Genomic DNA, 14051 nt, shown 5'->3' with positions numbered 1-14051 from the left:
AGAAAGCATCAAGCCGCGTGCCGAGCCGCGCCGTTTTCCGGTGAACGCCACTTCGCAAGCAGCGTGGCCCACTTCGCGCGCGTAGCCTTGAGGTTGTTTTCCTTCACGTGGCCATAACCGCGAATTGCGTCGGGCAGATTCGCGAGCTCCACTGCGAGCGGCAGATTCGCCTCGCTCAATCCACCGGTCACCTCGCGCATCAGCGCCTCGTACTCGCCGATCAGCGCGCGTTCGTGACGTCGTTCCTCGGTGCGGCCGAAAGGATCGAGCGCCGTGCCACGCAGGAACTTGAGCTTCGCGAGCAAGCGCATGGCGCTCAGCATGCGCGGACCGTACTGCTTCTTCAGCAGATGGCCCTTGTCGTCGTGCTTCGCGAACGAGGGCGGTGCGAGATGGAAGTTCACCTTCCAGTCGCCTTCGAAGCTCGCCTTGATCTTCTCGATGAACGCCGGGTCTGCATAAAGGCGCGCCACTTCGTACTCGTCCTTGTACGCCATCAGCTTGTGCAGGTTCTTGGCCACGGCCTCGGTGAGCGTGAACTGGCCGTCAGGGCGGTCGAGCTTGCCTTCGGCCGCGCGAACTTCCGCGACCAGCGCGCGATAGCGTGCGGCATACGCCTCGTTCTGATACGCGGCGAGATACTGCGCGCGCTTGTCGATGAGCGCGTCGAGCGCTTTCGGCGTATGCAGCGAGACAATCTTCGCGCCGGCAGCATCGGCGCTCTGCTCGGGCAGCGGCTTCTTGACGAGCTGATCCACCGCCGCGCGATCGTACGCCACGCGCCGGCCCCATTCGAACGCCGCGAGGTTCTTCTCGACCTGCACCGCGTTCAACTCGATCGCGCGCACGAGCGACTCGTGCGTGAGCGGCAGCCAGCCCTTTTGCCACGCGTAGCCGAGCACGAACGGGTTCGTGTAGATCGCGTCGCCGAGCAGCGCGAGCGCGTAGTGGTTCGCATCGACGGTCGCGACGTTGTCCGTGCCCGCTGCGGCTCGCACATCGGCTTCGGTGTTGGAGCCCGGGAACTGCCACTGCGGATTCTTGATGAATTCGGCGGTCGGCGTGGGCGCGCTGTTGAGCACGACGTGCGTCATGCCTTCCTGCATGCGCGAAACGCAGTCGTCGCCCGCCGTCACGATGGCGTCGCAGCCGATCACGAGGTTCGCTTCGCCCATGGCGATACGCGTGGCGTGGATGTCGCCGGGCTGGTTGGCGATCTGCACATGGCTCATCACCGCGCCGCCCTTTTGCGCGAGGCCGGTCACGTCGAGCACGGTCACGCCCTTGGCTTCGAGGTGCGCGGCCATGCCGAGCAGCGCGCCGATCGTCACCACGCCAGTGCCGCCCACACCCGTCACGAGCACGCCGTAGGGGCGGCCGATCGCGGGCACGTCGGGCGTTGGCACACCCGGCATCGCGTCGTTCGCCACGCTGCTCGTCTTCGGCTTGCGCAACTGGCCGCCTTCTACCGTCACGAAGCTCGGGCAAAAGCCCTTCAGACACGAGAAGTCCTTGTTGCAGGTGGACTGGTTGATCTGACGCTTCGTGCCGTATTCGGTGTCGAGCGGCTCGACACTCAGGCAGTTCGACTGCACCGAGCAGTCGCCGCAGCCTTCGCACACGGCCTCGTTGATGACCACGCGCTTTGCCGGGTCCGGATACGTGCCGCGCTTGCGGCGGCGGCGCTTTTCGGTGGCGCAGGTCTGGTCGTAGATCAGGATCGTCGTGCCGGGAATCTCTCGCAACTCGCGCTGGATCGCATCGAGCTGATCGCGATGGTGAATCGTTACGCCCGGCGCGAGCTTCGTAGCGGGTTCACCTTCGTACTTCTCGGGTTCGTCGGTGACGATCGCGATCTTCGCCGCGCCCTCGGCGGCGACCTGATGCGTGATCTGCGGCACGGTGAGCGTGCCGTCCACGGGCTGTCCGCCCGTCATCGCCACCGCGTCGTTGTAGAGAATCTTGTAGGTGATGTTCGCCTTCGACGCGATCGCCGCGCGAATCGCGAGCAGCCCTGAGTGGAAGTAGGTGCCGTCGCCCAGGTTGGCGAACACGTGCTTGTCGTTCGTGAACGGCGCCTGGCCGACCCACGCCACGCCTTCGCCACCCATCTGGCTGAAGGTGCTCGTATTGCGGTCCATCCACACGGTCATGTAGTGGCAGCCGATGCCGGCCATCGCGCGCGAGCCCTCGGGCACGTTCGTCGATGTGTTGTGCGGGCAGCCGGAACAGAACCACGGCTTGCGCTCGGCTTGCACACGCGGTTTCGCGAGCGCCTTTTCCTTCGCTTCGATCACCGTCATGCGCGCCGCGATACGCGCGCGTACGTCGGAGGGCAACTCGAACTTTTCGAGCCGCGTGGAGATCGCTTTCGCGATGATCGCCGGCGACAGCTCGTAGTGCGCGGGCAGGAGCCAGTTGCCCATCGGCACTGACCATTCGCCGCCGGCACCGTCCTTCTCGTCGAACTTGCCGTACACGCGCGGGCGCTGCGCATCGGGCCAGTTGTACAACTCTTCCTTGATCGCGTATTCGAGAATCTGACGCTTTTCCTCGACCACGAGAATTTCTTCGAGGCCGCGCGCGAAGGCGTGCGCGCCCTGCGCTTCGAGCGGCCACACACAGCCCACCTTGTAGAGCCGGATGCCGATGCGCGAGCAGGTTTCGTCGTCGAGACCGAGGTCGGTGAGCGCCTGGCGCACGTCGAGATACGCCTTGCCGCCGGTGATGATGCCAAAGCGCGCATGCGGCGAATCGATCTCGATGCGGTCGAGCTTGTTGGCGCGCACGTAGGCGAGCCCTGCGTACCACTTGTAGTCGAGCAGACGCGCTTCCTGCACGAGCGGCGGATCGGGCCAGCGGATGTTCAGGCCGCCTTCGGGCATCGCGAAGTCTTCGGGCAGGATGATGTTCGTGCGGTGCGGGTCGATCTCGACCGAAGCCGACGATTCGACCACGTCGGTCACGCATTTCATCGCGACCCAGAGGCCCGAATAGCGGCTCATCGCCCAGCCGTGCAGGCCGAAATCGAGATATTCCTGCACGTTCGACGGGAACAGCACCGGCAGGCCGCAGGCCTTGAAGAGGTGCTCCGACTGGTGCGCAAGCGTGGACGACTTGGCCGCGTGGTCGTCGCCGGCGAGCACGAGCACGCCGCCGTGAGGCGAGGAGCCTGCCGAGTTGCCGTGCTTGAACACGTCGCCGCTGCGGTCGACGCCGGGGCCCTTGCCGTACCACATCGAAAACACGCCATCGTATTTCGCGGACGGGTAGAGGTTCACCTGCTGCGAGCCCCAAACGGCGGTCGCGGCGAGGTCTTCGTTCACACCTGGCTGAAATACGATTTGATGCGCGGCGAGATGCTGCTTCGCCTTCCAGAGGGACTGATCGAGACCGCCGAGCGGCGAGCCACGATAGCCCGAGATGAACCCCGCGGTATTGAGACCGGCGGCCTTGTCGCGCTCCTGCTGCAGCATCGGCAGGCGGACCAGCGCCTGGATGCCGCTCATGTACGCGCGGCCGCGTTCGAGGGTGTATTTATCGTCGAGCGTGACGGAAGCGAGTGCGGCTTCGAGCGAAGCGCGCTGACCTGCGTCTAGCGGGGCATTCATTATGTGTCTTCCTCCATCCAACCAATCCGTTGTGGGATCGCCAGAACTTCAGGGCCTCGGCATCTTGTGAATGCGTTGGCCGGGGTCGCCATATTGGCTTCTTTCTTTCGATAGTAGCACTCGGATAAACCCGCCGCTTCGAGGCCAGGAGCGCTGCGCCGCACTGCGCTGCATGTTTCGGACCCGTCGCGCCGTAGCGCCCAAGCGGCCCGAAACCTGTGTGTAATAAAGGATGTATCGAATTCCTCTGAGGAGTAACAACGTGTAAAACTTGCACTGCCTGGGAACCGGTCTTGAATATCCTGTCTAACTCCCTCACCTGTGCGAACCGCGCAGCTTCCCTGGCTGTTAACAGTTTTTGAAAAGGGGCACTACTGCGACAGGCAGTCTAAAAAAGGAGTCCAGCATGAATAATCGACATATCCAGACCTTCCTGACGGTCTCGGCCGCGTTCTTTGCCATGAGCGCGCCACTGCATTCCAACGCCAGCACGAGGAGCGGCGAGAGTGCGACGACCCGATGCGCCCAGTACACGCTGAGCATCAAGGCTGATACGAACGCCATGCCGGCCGCGAAGGCCGAACGCAAATCCTGATGCCGCGCTGATCCGCGCAGCATTTCATTCATCTGAATGCGTCGCCGGGGTGTGCGGCGGCGGATTCGAAAGTCAAAAAGGGCGAAGATCGCGTGATCTTCGCCCTTTTTATTTGCCTTTAGTCTGACGCGTCAGGCTTTGTCCTGCACCACGCCGCGGCGGATCTGGTCGAGTTCGATCGACTCGAACAGCGCCTTGAAGTTGCCCTCGCCGAAGCCCTGGTTGCCCTTGCGCTGGATGATCTCGAAGAAGATCGGACCGATCTGGTTTTCCGTGAAGATCTGCAGCAGCAGATCTTCGGGCATGCCGTCGATCAGGATCTTGCGCTTCTTCAGTTCCTCCAGCGGCTCGGTGTGGCCGGGAACGCGGCGGTTCACGAGTTCGTAGTACGTGTCGATCGTGTCGAGCAGTGCGATCTCTTTGGCGCGCAGGCCATCCACAGTGCGGTAGATGTCGTTCGTGCCGAGCGCGATGTGCTGGATGCCTTCGCCGTGATAGGCGTCGAGGTATTCCTGGATCTGGCCGGCCGTCTCGCCGCCTTCCTCGTTGATCGGAATGCGGATCTTGCCGCAGGGCGAGGTCATCGCCTTCGACTTCACGCCCGTGACCTTGCCTTCGATGTCGAAGTAACGGATTTCACGGAAGTTGAAGAGCCGTTCGTAGAACTCGGCCCATTCGGCCATGCGGCCGCGGTGGACGTTGTGCGTGAGGTGATCGATATAGGTGAGGCCATGGCCGACGGGGTTCTGATCTGCGCCGGCAATCGGCTCGAAGTCGACGTCATAGATGCTGATATCGCCAATGCTGCCCGGCGCCGCGCCGTTCTTGCCGCGCCAGCGGTCGACGAAATAGATCAGCGAGTCGCCAATGCCCTTGATCGCCGGAATGTTCAGCTCCATCGGGCCCGTCTTGTTGTCGAAGCCCCACGCGCCGAGTTCGAGCGCGTGCTTGTAGGCTTTGGCGGCGTCCTGCACGCGAAATGCGATCGCGCAGATCGATGGACCGTGCAGGCGCGCAAAGCGCTGGGCGAACGAATCGGGTTCGCCGTTGACGATGAAGTTGATGTCGCCCTGGCGGTAGAGCGTTACGTCCTTATGGCGATGGCGCGCGATGGCGGTGAAGCCCATGCGTTCGAACAGTTTGCCGAGCGCCTTGGGGTCCGGCGCGGTGTATTCGATGAACTCGAAGCCGTCGGTGCCGACGGGGTTCTCCCAGTTGGGGACCTGCATGGTTGTCTCCTGGCGGATGTCGATCAGATTTCGTGCAACACAGTGTAGTCCGCCGTATTGGGCGAAAACTTGCGAGTTAAGTCGTGTCGCCAACGATTTGCGCTATAAACTGCCTTGGATAGATGATCGGAAGGCAGAAAATGGCAAGCATTGAATTAGACGCAATCGACAGACGCATTCTGGCAATCCTTCAGGAGAATGGCCGTCTCTCGAACCAGGAGATCGCGGAGCGCGTGAACCTCTCGCCGAGTCCATGCTTGCGGCGCATCCGGCGGCTGGAAGAAAGCGGCGTGATTCGCAGCTACGTGGCGCTGCTCGATGCGCAGAAGCTGGGGCTCGATCTGCTTGCCTACGTGAACGTGCGGCTGGAAAAGCGCGGGCCGACGGCGGCAGGGCGCGAGGGCGTGACGCACGCCGAGCTTTTTCGTGCGGCGGTGCAGACGTGGCCCGAGGTGGTGGCCTGCCACGCCATGACGGGCGACATGGATTTCCTGCTGCGCGTGCAGGTGGAGGATATGGCGCACTTCTCGCGCTTCGTGCAGGACCAGTTGCTGCACCATCCTTCGGTGATCGACGTGAAGTCCAGCTTTTCGCTCGATACGTTCAAGGAAACGACGGCTTTGCCGATCCGCTGACTGCCCGGCGTCGTGCAGCAGACGCAAAAAAAGCGGCCGAAGCCGCTTTTCTCAGTGCATCAGTCTGTCCCGAAGGGCAGGAGTCATGCCGCGACAGCGTGCGGCAGGATCGTTTCCATCAGCTTGCTGGCCTGGCGAGCCTGACGCTTGAGGGCGTAGTCGAACACGGCGGCTTGTTCCTGGAGCATTTCGGCAATGATGCTGCTCTGGTCGGCCGGCTCGAGCGAGAGATACGCGTCGGCTTCGCCATAGGCGTACTCGATCTTCATGCCCGACTTCTTCGCGATGTGCATCATCGTCGAGTTGCGCGACAGGCAGTGCATGTAAAGCGTGGTGACGTGCGTGTTGCGGCTGCGGATGGCGGCGCGCTCGAACAGCTTCGAGCCGATGCCCTGGCCGCGCGCGCTTTCCAGCACCGACACGCCGAACTCAGCCGTGCGGCCGTTGCCGTCTGCCGGCAAGTAGGCCAGATGGCCGACGCCCACGAGCTGCAATTGGTGGTTGAACACGCCGAACACGGTGTCGCGCGTAAAGTCCATCGAGCGCACGTACTTTTCGATCACATGGTCCGGAGCGGCCTGGCCGAAGCGCAGCAGGCGGTCATCGCTATCGAGCGTGAGAAAGTGCGCGAGCAGGCGTTCGCGGTCTGCCGAGGTGAGCACTCGCACCATGACGGGCGCATGACCGGACGTCAGCGGACGAGCGGACGAAATGATCGGCACGTTGGCTTGGGTCGAAAGCGGGTTCATGGTGGGTTCTCCTTAAAATGCATGCCGCATGGTGCAGCGCAATGCGCATTCTAGCGGAAACCCTGGGTGCGCTCTAGGGAAAACCCGAAGTGTAAATTTGAGTGTTGCGCCTAATTAATAATGATATAGGCGCAAGCGATTGATTATAAACGGATAATTTTTCTGATCGATTGACGCGTCAACTGTTGTCATGGTGCATCATGTCGCATCGCAACAATCTGGCCCGAAAATTTTGGCTCCGCTGGCACCGATCAGGTACCGCTCAAGCACCCTTCAGCCCGTGATCGACCATGGCGATCACCTGCTCGGCGAAGTCCCGATAGCCCATGCGGCCACCCGGCTTGAGCCACGTGAACGTCCAGTTGATCATGCCGAACACCATCATCGTCAGCGCGGTCTGGTTTTCGTTCGTGACCCGGCCGGGGTACGCACGCGCGAGTTGGCGCGTAAAGGCGGCGACCACATCGCGCTGGCGGTTCAGGATGATTTCGCGCTGGGCGTCCACGAGGTATTTGACGTCGTTCAGGAGCGCCACGTGGCGGCTGTGCGAGGTTTCGTATTCCGCGAGGAACGCGCGAATCAGCTCGGCGAAGCTTTCGCGCTCGTCGTGACCGCGCCGCTGGCTCGCGCCTTCCACCTCCGCGATGATCAGCATGAGCCGCTTGGTGTAGCGATCGAGCAGATCGAAGAGGATCGCTTCCTTGCTCTCGTAATAGTGATAGAGCCTGGCCTTCGAGGTGCCGCTGGCCGCGGCGAGGTCCGACATCGAGGTGCTCGGGTAGCTCGTCTGCGCGAATTTGGCGGCAGCGAGTTCGAGGATCTGGTCGCGTTGGGTTTCGTGGTCGGGCGCTCGGGTGCGTGCCATGGGAATTCAGCGGGGGAGGGAAAGATGCGCGGCGGTTTGCGGAAGCGGCGGACGCGCGGCGCGTGCAGCCGCGGCAAGCGGCGCGCAGGCGGCGCACATATCGTCGCGCAGACGCAGTTCTTCTGCCGCGCACAGCTCGCGCAGGCGCCACAGCACGACCGGCTCGCCAACCGTGAAGCCCGCCCCGCCGCGCGTGAGTTCGGCGCCGAGCACGTCGCTGGCGAGCCACGATGCGCCCGCCGGACGGTCCTCATGGGCGTCGAGCACGTCGAGGATCATGGCGTCGAGGTCGCTCCACGTGCCGCTAGTAAACGTGTTGTCGCGCCAGCGGCGCGTCTCGCCGTTGGCGAACTTGGCTTCCTGCCACTCCAGCGCGAGGCGGGTGATGCGCAGCACCGAGATCGGCGCGGCATCGGGCAAGCGCGCCTCGATGCGGGCAGCGGCGCTCTGGCCCGAAATTTCGTCGACGGTGAGGCGCACTTCGTTCAGCCGCTGCGGGACATCGCGCAGGCGGTAGCAGACCCGGCGAAGTGCGAGCTGGTGGGCGGCGTCGTGCGTGTGCCAGATCACCACGTGGGAGTCGTCGGCTTCGAGAGCGGTCAGCGCCGCACAGTCGTCGTGCGCCAGGGCTGGCGGGACATCGCCAAGACGCTCCCAGAAGGCGGCGCGTAGCGCCACGCCGGGGCCGCCCGCCACGTCGATGTCGCGCAACGGACCGACTGTCAGGTCGTCGCGCAGGGCGATCACGCGGTCCGCATGGCCTGCCGCTTCGAGAGCCTGACGCAGCGCCGCCGCGGCCGGATCGCCGTAAATGAGGTGAATCGTGGTCATCGACAACTCGTTGCGTTCACGACGAACGCCCAGTAAGCCCGAAAGCGCGCAAATAACAAAAGGAGCCGCCCGCGGGTGTTGCAGCGCTGCGCTGCAACACCCGCGGGCGGCCCCTAGTGTAAGCGGATCGCCTGAAGGCCGAAAGCGTGCTGTTGCTCTAACGCCTTAACGTTCGTCGAAACTCACGACCACACGCTCGCTCACCGGATGGCACTGGCAGGTGAGCACGAAGCCGTCCTTCACCTCCTGCTCCTCGAGCGTGTAGTTCTTGTCCATCTTCACCTCGCCTTCGAGCACCTTGGCGCGGCAGGTGCAGCAAACGCCGCCCTTGCACGCGTAGGGCAGCGCCAGACCCGCCTTCAGGCCGACGTCGAGCAGGCTCACGCCCTCGTACGGCAGACGCATCTTGCGCTTCTTGCCGTCGATGACGATTTCGAGGTCGGCTGCCGGCGTGTTTTCGGTGATCTCGACGTTCGGCACGCCCGCCTGCGGCAGCGGCGAGCCGAAGCGCTCCACATGTACCTTTTGCTGCGGCACGCCCGCGTCCTTGAACGCGGCCTCGGCGGCGTCCATCATCGGGCCGGGCCCGCAGATGAACGCTTCGTCGATCTCGTCAGCCGGCAGAAGGGTTTCGAGGAACGCTGCGCACTTGGCTTGATCGAGCACGCCGTTGAACAGCTCGACGTCCTGCAGGTCGTCCGAGAGCACGTGATAGAGGCGGAAGCGGCTCATGAAGCGGTTCTTCAGGTCCTCCAGCTCTTCGGCGAACATGATCGCGTCGACGCTGCGGTTGCCGTACACGAGCGTGAACGCGCTGCGCGGCTCGGTTTCGAGCGTCGTCTTGATGATCGCGAGCACGGGCGTGATGCCCGAACCGCCCGAAAACGCCACGTAATGCTTGCCGTGCTCGGCGTTCAGGTGCGTGAAGAAGCGGCCATCGGGCGTCATCACGTCGATCTCGTGGCCCGGCGCGAGCTGATCGAACGCGAAGTTCGAGAAACGCCCGCCACGCACGCGCTTGATGCCGATGCGCAGCTCGCCGTCGCGGTCATAGTCGGTCACGCCGACGCAGATCGAGTACGAGCGGCGCGTCTCTTCGCCGTCGATGTGGGTCTTGAGCGTGACGAACTGACCCTGAGTGAAGCGATACGCGTCGCGCAGCTCGGGCGGGACTTCGAAAGCGACGGAGACCGCGTCCGCGGTTTCGGGCCGCACTTCGCGGATGCGCAGCGAATGGAATTGCGGAGTGGCCATATCAGTACGGTTTGAAGTAGTCGAAGGGTTCGCGGCAGTCGATGCAGCGGTAGAGCGCCTTGCACGCGGTCGAGCCGAACTGCGCGAGGCGTTCGGTGCGCTTCGAGCCGCAGTGCGGGCAGGCAGGCGCGGGCAGTTTTCTCGGCACGAAGGTGATCGGCTGTTCGGCCGATCGTGGCTCCGAGCCGCAGTTACCCGTAGGTGGCGCGATGCCATAGGCGCGCAGCTTCTCGCGCGCTTCGTCGGTGATCCAGTCGGTGGTCCACGCGGGCGTCAGGGTCGTCGCGATGCGGTACGGCGCGAGTGCGGCGGCGTCGAGCGCGTGCGCGACGTCCTCCGCGATCTGCGACATCGCCGGGCAGCCGGAGTAGGTGGGCGTGATGACCACTTCGATCTGGCCGTCGTCGGCGCGGCGCACGTCGCGCAGGATGCCCAGTTCGCGGATCGACACGACCGGAATCTCCGGATCGGGCACCGATTCCAGCACTTCCCAGGCGCGTTCGAGCGCGTGATCTGCCGTTGCTTGCATCGTGACTTCCTCTGTTCCTGCGGGGGTGCTTACCAGCGCGCGTCCGGGTGCTGGCGCGCGAGGCTCTGCATCTCGGCCAGCACGAAACCCATGTGCTCCGAGTGCTCGCCGTGCTTGCCGGTCGTGATGTGCTTCACGGGCGCGGGCATGGCGAGCGTGGCTTCCTCGAGCGCAGCTTCGACATCGGCGCGCCACGCCGCTTCGAGCTGGGCCGCGAGCGGCGCGATGCCGGCTTCGGCCACCGCCGTTTCCACGGCGTCGGTACTGAAGAACTCGCGCGTGTAGGGCATGAGCCAGTCGAGCGCAGCCTGGGCGCGGCGGTGCGATTCGTCGGTGCCGTCGCCGAAACGGATCAGCCACTCACGTGCGTGGTGCACGTGGTAGCGCGTTTCCTTGATCGAGCGCTCGGCGATCGCGGCCAGCTGCGGGTCGGCGGAGCGCAGCAGCGCGGTCCACAGATGCGCCATCAGCGAGGCGTAGAGGAAGTTGCGCACGATCGTGACGGCGTAGTCGTTGGCCGAATGCGTCGTGCCGGCGAGCGGGCCGAAGTGCGGCAGCTCCGCGAGCGTGTAGTTCGCGAACTCGCGCTCCGCGCGGAAGTAGGCGTAGTCGTCTTCCGTACGGTCGCGGCCGGTGAGCGCCTTTTCGAGCGTGGCGGCGTGCGTGTAGAGCAGGCGCGCCTGACCGATCAGGTCGAGGCTCATGTTGGCGAGCGCGATGTCTTCTTCGAGGATCGGGCCGTGGCCGCACCATTCCGTATTGCGCTGACCGAGGATCAGCGCCGTATCGGCGAGGCGCAGCACGTACGCGAGTTGTTCAGGCGTGGGCGTCGTCATGTTGCGCTCTTACATGTGGTTGACTTCGTCGGGCAGCGTGTAGAACGTCGGGTGGCGATAGATCTTGTCGCCGGCCGGCTCGAAGAGCTCAGCCTTCTCGTTCGGATCCGACGCCGTAATCGCCGACGACGGCACTACCCAGATGCTCACGCCTTCCTGACGGCGCGTGTAGACGTCGCGCGCCATGCGCAGCGCCATCGAGGCGTCGGAGGCGTGCAGGCTGCCACAGTGCTTGTGGTCGAGGCCCTGCTTGCTACGCACGAACACTTCCCAGATCGGCCATTCCTTGTTCATCGTGGATCTCCTTCTTTCCTGTATGAGTTACGCGGCGTGTTTTTCGGCGCGCTGACGCTGCTTTTCGGCATGGGCGAGGGCAGCTTCACGCACCCACGCGCCTTCGTTGTGCGCCTTCACGCGCGTGCCGAGGCGCTCGCGGTTGCACGGGCCGTCGCCGTTCACGACGCGCCAGAATTCTTCCCAGTCGATCGTGCCGTAGTCGTAGTGGCCGCGCGCTTCGTTCCATTTCAGATCGGGGTCGGGCAGCGTGACGCCCAGCACCTTGGCCTGCTCGACCGTTGCGTCGACGAACTTCTGGCGCAGGTCGTCGTTCGAGATGCGCTTGATCCCCCATTTGGCCGACTGGTTGCTGTGGACCGAATCGGCGTCGCTCGGGCCGAACATCATCAGCACCGGCCACCACCAGCGGTTCACGGCCTGCTGCACGAGTTCGCGCTGTGCTTCGGTGCCGCTCATCATGGCGAGCAGGGCGTCGAAGCCCTGGCGCTGGTGGAACGACTCTTCCTTGCAGATTCGGATCATGGCGCGCGCGTACGGGCCGTACGTGCAGCGGCACAGCGGGATCTGGTTCATGATCGCGGCGCCGTCAACGAGCCAGCCGATCACGCCAACGTCCGCCCAGGTGGGCGTCGGGTAATTGAAGATGCTCGAATACTTGGCCTTGCCGGCGTGCAGCGCGTCGACCAACTGGTCGCGCGAAACGCCGAGCGTTTCCGCCGCGCTATAGAGATAGAGGCCGTGGCCCGCTTCGTCCTGCACCTTGGCGAGCAGGATCGCCTTGCGCTTGAGGCTGGGCGCGCGCGAAATCCAGTTGCCTTCCGGCAGCATGCCGACGACTTCCGAATGCGCATGCTGCGAGATCTGGCGCACGAGCGTCTTGCGGTAGGCTTCGGGCATCCAGTCCTGCGGCTCGACCTTGCCGTCGGCGGCCATGATCGCGTCGAACTGCGCCTGCTCCGGCGAGGCTGCGTCCGCATCGAGCGGAGCAACGTTACCGGGGATGTCGAGGGATTGCGTGTACATGGAGACGCTCTCGTCGAAGTTGGGTATGTCGCGCAGTATAAACCAACCGACCGGTCGGTAAATGAATTTTTTGAGATGGCTCAAAAAGATTGTGCTCACCGTTGAGTTTTAGCGGGGCGGCAGCGGGACTGCCTGGGTTTTGTGCGGGTGGGCGGCATGAGCGTGTGCCTAATGCGCTGGACTGTCAGGCGGATGGAAGGCTGTGCACCGGGCCATGGGGCACAATGCCCCTTTGCCTGCGCACTCGTTTACGGATGAAGATTTCTTTTGCTCCCCTCGCGGCTGCGGCCGCCGTGTTCATTTCACTTGGCGCCGCGTCGCCCGCGTTCGCCGATCAAGCTTCGGGCTCCTGGGTCACGAGCTGGGCGACGGCGCTGCAGTCGATCCCGGAGCGCGGTGCGCTCCCGGCGCTGTACCGTGCGCCCGAAGTGGCCGGGCGGACCGTCCGGCAGATCGTGTATCCGACACTCGGTGGCACGGTTGCCCGGGTGCACGTCAGCAACCTCTATGGGCGCACGCCGCTCGTGATCGAGGCGATGGCGATTGCTCCGTCTGCGGGCGGTGCGGCGGCGAGCGAAACGGGTATGGCGCGTGTCACCTTCGGCGGGCGGCCGGCGGTGACGGTGCCTCCCGGCGCCGCGCTCGATAGCGATCCGGTGCAGATCGATTTAAAGGCGCACGCGCCTTATGCCATTAGTTCCTATATGGGACCTGAGCAGAAAATAGTCGCGTGGCACCGCGTGGCGAGCCAGGTGAACTACGTCTCGCGTCCGGGCAATCATGTCGCCGAGCCGTCGATCGGCGCGTTCACCGAGCGCTTTACGCAGTACGCGTGGGTGACGGGGCTCGCGGTCGAGGCGCCGGGGGCGGCGACCGTCGCGGCGATCGGCGATTCCATTACCGATGGCATGCGTTCCTCCCTGAATCAGAACCGTCGCTGGCCGGACGCATTGGCACGCCGCATTTCCGAGTCGCACCGCACGGATCTCGCCGTGATCGATCTCGGGATCAGCGGTAACCGGCTCCTGAGCGATTCACCTTGCTACGGCGAGGCGCTCGAGCGGCGCTTCGGGCGTGATGCGCTTGGCCATCCGGGAGTGAAAACGGTGGTGCTGCTCATCGGCATCAACGACATCAACTTCCAGGCGATGCCGGCCCGATCGGGCCTCGACTGCGACTTTCCTCATACGCATGTGGACGCGAACGACCTGATCGCGGGTTATCGCCGCGTGATCGCGCAGGCGCATGGGCGCGGCGTGCGGATCTTTGGCGCGACGCTCACGCCGGCTTCGCTGCCGCCCGAGCGCGAGGCGATCCGTACAGCGGTGAACCAATGGATCCGGACGAGCGGCGCATTCGATGGCGTAGTCGATTTCGATGCGGCACTGCGCGACCCGGCGGATCCGGCGCGACTGCGTTACGGATATGACAGCGGCGACCACATCCACCCAAGCGACGCGGGCTACGCGGCGATGGCGAATGCGGTGCCGCTGGAGGTCCTTGCCCGGAAGTAAGGAATATTTGCGCCACCCCCTTGCGCGGCGCCGGCGGGGGCGCTAAGATTCGCCCCCTTCGCAGTTCGATGTCAGTGACGTCA

Annotated in this window: 13 protein-coding genes; 3 read left to right on the top strand and 10 right to left on the bottom strand. The window is 64.2% G+C overall.

All coding sequences use genetic code 11. The features are described from left to right. Nucleotides 1-8: 8 nt before the first annotated feature. Nucleotides 9-3611 (bottom strand): indolepyruvate ferredoxin oxidoreductase family protein, encoded by a 3603-nt coding sequence (locus U5A65_RS32830; protein ID WP_321948947.1) that lies wholly within the window; start codon nt 3609-3611, stop codon nt 9-11. Between the two features lie 406 nt (nt 3612-4017). Here U5A65_RS32830 and U5A65_RS32825 point away from each other — a divergent pair, with 406 nt between their 5' ends. Then, complete coding sequence (locus U5A65_RS32825; RefSeq protein ID WP_321915268.1) at nt 4018-4206, top strand: hypothetical protein; 189 nt, start codon at nt 4018-4020, stop codon at nt 4204-4206. A 131-nt stretch (nt 4207-4337) separates the two neighbouring features. On the opposite strand, the gene hppD is transcribed toward U5A65_RS32825, so the two are convergent. Beyond that, nucleotides 4338-5435, bottom strand: coding sequence for a 4-hydroxyphenylpyruvate dioxygenase (gene hppD / locus U5A65_RS32820; protein ID WP_321915266.1), 1098 nt, complete (start codon nt 5433-5435; stop codon nt 4338-4340). Between the two features lie 140 nt (nt 5436-5575). On the opposite strand from hppD, the gene U5A65_RS32815 reads away from it, so the two are divergent. Beyond that, nucleotides 5576-6070, top strand: a complete 495-nt coding sequence (locus tag U5A65_RS32815) for an Lrp/AsnC family transcriptional regulator (RefSeq protein WP_028203439.1) — start codon at nt 5576-5578, stop codon at nt 6068-6070. A gap of 83 nt (nt 6071-6153) precedes the next feature. On the opposite strand, the gene U5A65_RS32810 is transcribed toward U5A65_RS32815, so the two are convergent. From U5A65_RS32810 to paaA, 8 genes are all read right to left on the bottom strand, one after another. Next, complete coding sequence (locus U5A65_RS32810; RefSeq protein ID WP_321915265.1) at nt 6154-6819, bottom strand: GNAT family N-acetyltransferase; 666 nt, start codon at nt 6817-6819, stop codon at nt 6154-6156. Nucleotides 6820-7081: 262 nt separating this feature from the next. Next, a complete protein-coding gene (locus U5A65_RS32805) occupies nt 7082-7684 on the bottom strand; it encodes a TetR/AcrR family transcriptional regulator (protein ID WP_321937119.1) in 603 nt (200 codons plus the stop codon). A gap of 6 nt (nt 7685-7690) precedes the next feature. Next, nucleotides 7691-8515, bottom strand: a complete 825-nt coding sequence (locus U5A65_RS32800) for a DUF1835 domain-containing protein (RefSeq protein WP_321948946.1) — start codon at nt 8513-8515, stop codon at nt 7691-7693. A 165-nt stretch (nt 8516-8680) separates the two neighbouring features. After that, nucleotides 8681-9769 (bottom strand): 1,2-phenylacetyl-CoA epoxidase subunit PaaE, encoded by a 1089-nt coding sequence (paaE, locus tag U5A65_RS32795; RefSeq protein WP_321915262.1) that lies wholly within the window; start codon nt 9767-9769, stop codon nt 8681-8683. 1 nt (nt 9770) lies between these two features. Continuing rightward, nucleotides 9771-10298: a 1,2-phenylacetyl-CoA epoxidase subunit PaaD gene (paaD, locus tag U5A65_RS32790; protein WP_321937120.1), complete on the bottom strand. Its 528-nt coding sequence runs from the start codon at nt 10296-10298 to the stop codon at nt 9771-9773. Nucleotides 10299-10327: 29 nt separating this feature from the next. Next, a complete protein-coding gene (gene paaC, locus U5A65_RS32785; RefSeq protein WP_321948945.1) occupies nt 10328-11134 on the bottom strand; it encodes a 1,2-phenylacetyl-CoA epoxidase subunit PaaC in 807 nt (268 codons plus the stop codon). 9 nt (nt 11135-11143) lie between these two features. Then, nucleotides 11144-11428, bottom strand: coding sequence for a 1,2-phenylacetyl-CoA epoxidase subunit PaaB (gene paaB, locus U5A65_RS32780; RefSeq protein WP_028203445.1), 285 nt, complete (start codon nt 11426-11428; stop codon nt 11144-11146). 27 nt (nt 11429-11455) lie between these two features. After that, complete coding sequence (paaA, locus tag U5A65_RS32775) at nt 11456-12454, bottom strand: 1,2-phenylacetyl-CoA epoxidase subunit PaaA (RefSeq protein WP_321915259.1); 999 nt, start codon at nt 12452-12454, stop codon at nt 11456-11458. Between the two features lie 254 nt (nt 12455-12708). Here paaA and U5A65_RS32770 point away from each other — a divergent pair, with 254 nt between their 5' ends. Further along, entirely contained in the window at nt 12709-13968 is a 1260-nt protein-coding gene (locus U5A65_RS32770) for an SGNH/GDSL hydrolase family protein (RefSeq protein ID WP_321948944.1), read from the top strand. Nucleotides 13969-14051 lie beyond the last annotated feature (83 nt).

Origin of the sequence: Paraburkholderia sp. J10-1 (assembly GCF_905220165.1) — a bacterium.
In the GTDB taxonomy this organism is placed as follows: domain Bacteria; phylum Pseudomonadota; class Gammaproteobacteria; order Burkholderiales; family Burkholderiaceae; genus Paraburkholderia.
This window is presented reverse-complemented; position numbering and strand designations above follow the sequence as displayed.

Excerpts from the sequence above, each read along its gene's own strand:
- U5A65_RS32830 (WP_321948947.1), bottom strand. The coding sequence starts at position 3,611 with ATGAATGCCCCGCTAGACGCAGGTCAGCGCGCTTCGCTCGAAGCCGCA.
- U5A65_RS32825 (WP_321915268.1), top strand. The coding sequence starts at position 4,018 with ATGAATAATCGACATATCCAGACCTTCCTGACGGTCTCGGCCGCGTTC.
- hppD (WP_321915266.1), bottom strand. The coding sequence starts at position 5,435 with ATGCAGGTCCCCAACTGGGAGAACCCCGTCGGCACCGACGGCTTCGAG.
- U5A65_RS32815 (WP_028203439.1), top strand. The coding sequence starts at position 5,576 with ATGGCAAGCATTGAATTAGACGCAATCGACAGACGCATTCTGGCAATC.
- U5A65_RS32810 (WP_321915265.1), bottom strand. The coding sequence starts at position 6,819 with ATGAACCCGCTTTCGACCCAAGCCAACGTGCCGATCATTTCGTCCGCT.
- U5A65_RS32805 (WP_321937119.1), bottom strand. The coding sequence starts at position 7,684 with ATGGCACGCACCCGAGCGCCCGACCACGAAACCCAACGCGACCAGATC.
- U5A65_RS32800 (WP_321948946.1), bottom strand. The coding sequence starts at position 8,515 with ATGACCACGATTCACCTCATTTACGGCGATCCGGCCGCGGCGGCGCTG.
- paaE (WP_321915262.1), bottom strand. The coding sequence starts at position 9,769 with ATGGCCACTCCGCAATTCCATTCGCTGCGCATCCGCGAAGTGCGGCCC.
- paaD (WP_321937120.1), bottom strand. The coding sequence starts at position 10,298 with ATGCAAGCAACGGCAGATCACGCGCTCGAACGCGCCTGGGAAGTGCTG.
- paaC (WP_321948945.1), bottom strand. The coding sequence starts at position 11,134 with ATGACGACGCCCACGCCTGAACAACTCGCGTACGTGCTGCGCCTCGCC.
- paaB (WP_028203445.1), bottom strand. The coding sequence starts at position 11,428 with ATGAACAAGGAATGGCCGATCTGGGAAGTGTTCGTGCGTAGCAAGCAG.
- paaA (WP_321915259.1), bottom strand. The coding sequence starts at position 12,454 with ATGTACACGCAATCCCTCGACATCCCCGGTAACGTTGCTCCGCTCGAT.
- U5A65_RS32770 (WP_321948944.1), top strand. The coding sequence starts at position 12,709 with ATGAAGATTTCTTTTGCTCCCCTCGCGGCTGCGGCCGCCGTGTTCATT.